The sequence below is a fragment of the Thermosulfurimonas sp. genome (assembly GCF_015491435.1).
GTDB lineage: Bacteria > Desulfobacterota > Thermodesulfobacteria > Thermodesulfobacteriales > Thermodesulfobacteriaceae > Thermosulfurimonas_A.
This window is the reverse complement of record NZ_WFVX01000059.1, coordinates 1-3,516: the sequence shown is the minus strand read 5'-3', so window position 1 is coordinate 3,516 and position 3,516 is coordinate 1. Positions and strand designations below refer to the sequence as shown.

The 3,516-nt window shown below is 60.7% G+C and carries 5 protein-coding genes; 2 read left to right on the top strand and 3 right to left on the bottom strand.

Annotated elements, in window-relative coordinates:
* The first annotated feature begins 10 nt into the window (after positions 1-10).
* Together F8J34_RS02670 and F8J34_RS02665 are read left to right on the top strand one after the other, a co-directional pair.
* Entirely contained in the window at positions 11-163 is a 153-nt protein-coding gene (locus F8J34_RS02670) for a P-II family nitrogen regulator (protein WP_297056272.1), read from the top strand.
* A gap of 32 nt (positions 164-195) precedes the next feature.
* Complete coding sequence (locus F8J34_RS02665; RefSeq protein WP_297056268.1) at positions 196-1,005, top strand: TorF family putative porin; 810 nt, start codon at positions 196-198, stop codon at positions 1,003-1,005.
* Here F8J34_RS02665 and F8J34_RS02660 read toward each other — a convergent pair.
* The 3 genes from F8J34_RS02660 to F8J34_RS02650 all read right to left on the bottom strand — a co-directional run.
* Entirely contained in the window at positions 1,002-1,562 is a 561-nt protein-coding gene (locus F8J34_RS02660) for a hypothetical protein (RefSeq protein WP_363315403.1), read from the bottom strand. The genes F8J34_RS02665 and F8J34_RS02660 overlap by 4 nt on opposite strands.
* A gap of 101 nt (positions 1,563-1,663) precedes the next feature.
* Positions 1,664-1,816: a hypothetical protein gene (locus F8J34_RS02655; RefSeq protein ID WP_297056274.1), complete on the bottom strand. Its 153-nt coding sequence runs from the start codon at positions 1,814-1,816 to the stop codon at positions 1,664-1,666.
* 62 nt (positions 1,817-1,878) lie between these two features.
* Positions 1,879-3,516: topoisomerase DNA-binding C4 zinc finger domain-containing protein (locus tag F8J34_RS02650; protein WP_297056267.1), on the bottom strand; the 1,638-nt coding region annotated here is incomplete at its 5' end.

Sequence of the window (3,516 nt, the reverse complement as noted above, 5' to 3'; positions counted from 1 at the left end):
CGAGGTAAGGGTGGTCTGTAAAGATGAGGATGTTGAGGGTATTATGCAGGCCATCGCTTCGGCGGCCCGAACCGGGGAGATCGGAGACGGTAAGATCTTCGTCTATGAAGTGCTTGAGGCCCTGCGCATTCGCTCCGGAGAACGGGGAGAGGAAGCCATTTAAAAATATCAAAAACCAAGAAAAGGAGGGGTAGGATGAAAGGAAAAGGCAGAATCTGGGTAGTACTGGGACTGATGGTGTTTCTCGGGTTGGGGCTTTTAAACGGGGTGAGTCGGGCCGATGAGTCCGCTCCCTCCACGGAGCTTGCGGTGGATGTGCTTTCGCAGTACATCTGGCGGGGCTTCGCCCTTTCGGACGACTCGGTGGTGGTGCAGCCTTCCATGACCGTTTCCTATCTGGGGGCCTACGTGAACATCTGGGGAAATTACGATACCGATCGTAACAACGAACATGATAAAAGTCTCGATGGTGCCGACTGGGACGAGACGGATTTTACCTTCGGTTACACCTACGATAAGCTACCTTACGGGGCGAGTCTGGACGTGGGCGGTATCTATTACGCTCTGGATGGGGACGATTCTTTTGAGCTTTATGCCGGGCTTTCGGCCACCTGTCCCAAGACCGGGATCAACTTCGGGGTCAAGGTCTATCGGGAGATCTCCCATTTTCCCGCCTGGTGGTACGAGCTTTCGGCCGAACGGGACATCTCCCTCCCCTGGTACCAGGCCAGCCTGAGTCTTTCGGCCTCGGCCATGTATCTGGATTCCAAGGATAAGGGGGCCTATCCCGATCCGGACGATCCCGGCGACGAATTTTCCGACTGGCTTTACCTCCAGGTGGGGGCTGAGGTGAATATCCCGGTGGGGAAATATCTCACCGTGACCCCCAAGGTCTATTACAGCTTCTCCCTTTCCGATGAGGCCAAGGATCTGCTGGAGGATAATTCCTGGGACAATCATCACGATCATTTCTTCGGCGGCATCGGGATAAGCTTCTCTTATTAAGTCGTTTTCGGGGCCCGGGCCGTCCCGGGCCCCTCCTGCATGATCCTCCGGAAGGCCGGAAGAAGGGCTTCAAATATTTCCCTGCGCACGGAGGAAGGAAGCCTTTCGTGCCCCTCGGGGGACAGACGATCGGTTACCAGGAGGGCGGCCGCCAGTTTTACCCTCAGCTTCCGGGCCGCGGCAAAGAGAGCGGAACATTCCATATCCACAGCCAGGGCCTGGTCCCGGAAACGGCGCCAGAAACTCTCGTCCTCGCGATAGGGGGCATCCGTGGAAACCACGGTTCCACTAAAGATCTTTATCGGGACCTGGCTCAGGAGTTTTTTCCATTCGGCCACCAGTTCCGGTTCCGGGAACAGGGTACAGGTGCCGGGGAGATAGTAAGCGGAGGTCCCCTCGGCGGAGAGGGCCTTTTCCGGAACCAGGATCGTTCCCGGGGATAGTTCTTCCCGGAGGGATCCGCACCATCCCCACACCCATACCTCCCGGACCCCGGCGGCGGCCAGATTTTCAAGAAGCATTACCGCCTGAGGGGCTCCCAGAGCCGGCCCGGCCAGTACTCCGGAGGGAAGGGAATAGACCCGGGCGAGAAAAAGACGGCGAATTTTGCGGGGCCTTAAGGACCGGACCAGGGCACCGAGATCCGGCTCCGGCAGGATCAGGAATCCTCGCGGTCCACCGCGGAATCCGGGTTGAGGTCGCAGGATGGGACCTCCTCCGCACCCAGATATAGGGCCTCCCGGGCTCTTTCCAGTTCCTCCTCCGGGATCAGCTCCCGCGGCCATTCTCTTCCGCAGGTGAGACACCTCACCCGGGCCCGGGCTCACCGATCCACAAGTTCCGCCGGATGTCCACAGACCGGGCACCGTATCCTCATTCCTGGATCTTTACCTTACAAAAAGGACAGTATTTGTAGGGCCTGCGCCCGCCCTTTCGCACCACAAAGGGAGCCCCGCAAAAGGGGCAGGGCTCAGGGAGGGGTTCATCCCAGAGGACGAAGTCGCATTCCGGGGCCCGGGAGCAGGTATAATAGGTTTTACCCTTGCGAGAGCGACGTTTTACGATCTCCCCCTCGCAGCCCTCGCGCGGGCATGCGATTCCCGTTCCCACCGGGCGGGTATAGCGACACTCCGGATACCGGGCGCAGGCCAGGAATTCTCCGAAACGACCCCGGCGCAGGACCAGGTCTCCTCCGCATTCCGGACAGGAACCGTGAGAGGTCTCCTCTCGACGCACCAGCCGGATTTGTCCCTGGTCATCCCGTTCGTAATCTCCGGTGGCCCGGCACTCCGGATACCGGGAACAGGCCAGAAAGGGCCCGGCGCGCCCTACCCGAAGGAGCATCTCCGCCCCGCACTCCGGACACCTGACCTCCGCAGGGACCCCGACCTTGAGCGAGGCCATCTCCTTTTCCGCCAGGCTCAGGTCCCGCAGGAGATCCCGGTAAAACTCCCTCAATACCTCCTGGCGTGCGGCCTTCCCTTCCGCAATTTCGTCCAGGAAAGCCTCCATGCGGGCGGTGAATTCCGGATCGATCAGTTCGGGGAAGAAACGCGTGAGGAGCTCGTTGACCAGGATCCCCAGTTCAGTGGGCTGGAGCACACCCCCCTTGCTTTCCACATAGCCGCGTTCCCGGATGGTAGAGACGATCTGCGCATAGGTGGAGGGTCTTCCCACCCCCTTTTCCTCCAGGGTCCGGATCAGGGTGGCCTCGGTGTAGCGGGCCGGGGGTTTGGTGAAGTGCTGGGTGCCCTTAAGATCTTCCACTTCCAGAGAGTCTCCGGGACTTAAGGGTGGAAGGAGTTGATCGTCCTCCTCCACGGCATATACGGCAAGAAAACCCGGATGAAGGAGCCTTTTTCCCCGGGAAAGGAACTGGTAGGGTCCCAGTTCGAGGAGGGCCACCGTGGTCTCGTAGCGGGCCGGATTCATCTGGGAGGCCAGGAACCGTCGCCAGATAAGATCGTAAAGTCGCCATTCATCCGGTGGGAGGACGCCCTTTAAGGCCTCTGGAGGGAGATCGAACCGGGTGGGGCGAATGGCCTCATGGGCCTCCTGAGCCGTAGCCCGGGCGCGGTATCGGGGAGGTTTTTCCGGAAGAAAATCCGGACCGAAGGTCCGGGCTACGATTTCCCGGGCCGCGTGCACGGCCTCCGGGGCCAGTCTCACCGAATCGGTCCGCATATAGGTGATGAGCCCCACCGGCCCCTCCCCGGGAAGATCCACTCCCTCGTAAAGGCGCTGCGCCAGGAACATGGTCTTCTTGGCCGGAAAGCGAAACCGACGAAAGGCCTCCTGCTGAAGGGTGCTGGTGATGAAGGGAGGGGAGGGCTTACGCTGGGCCTCGCGACGACGCAGATCGGAGACCCGGAGTCTTTCCCGATCTAGGAGTTCCCGCAGCTCCCGGAGGATCCTTTCGGCCTCTTCCCGGGAGCCGATCCGGAGCTTTTGTCCCTCGCAGCGTTCCAGCCGGGCGGGAAGGGTTTCCCCGCCGGGGGTCCGGGCCAGGAT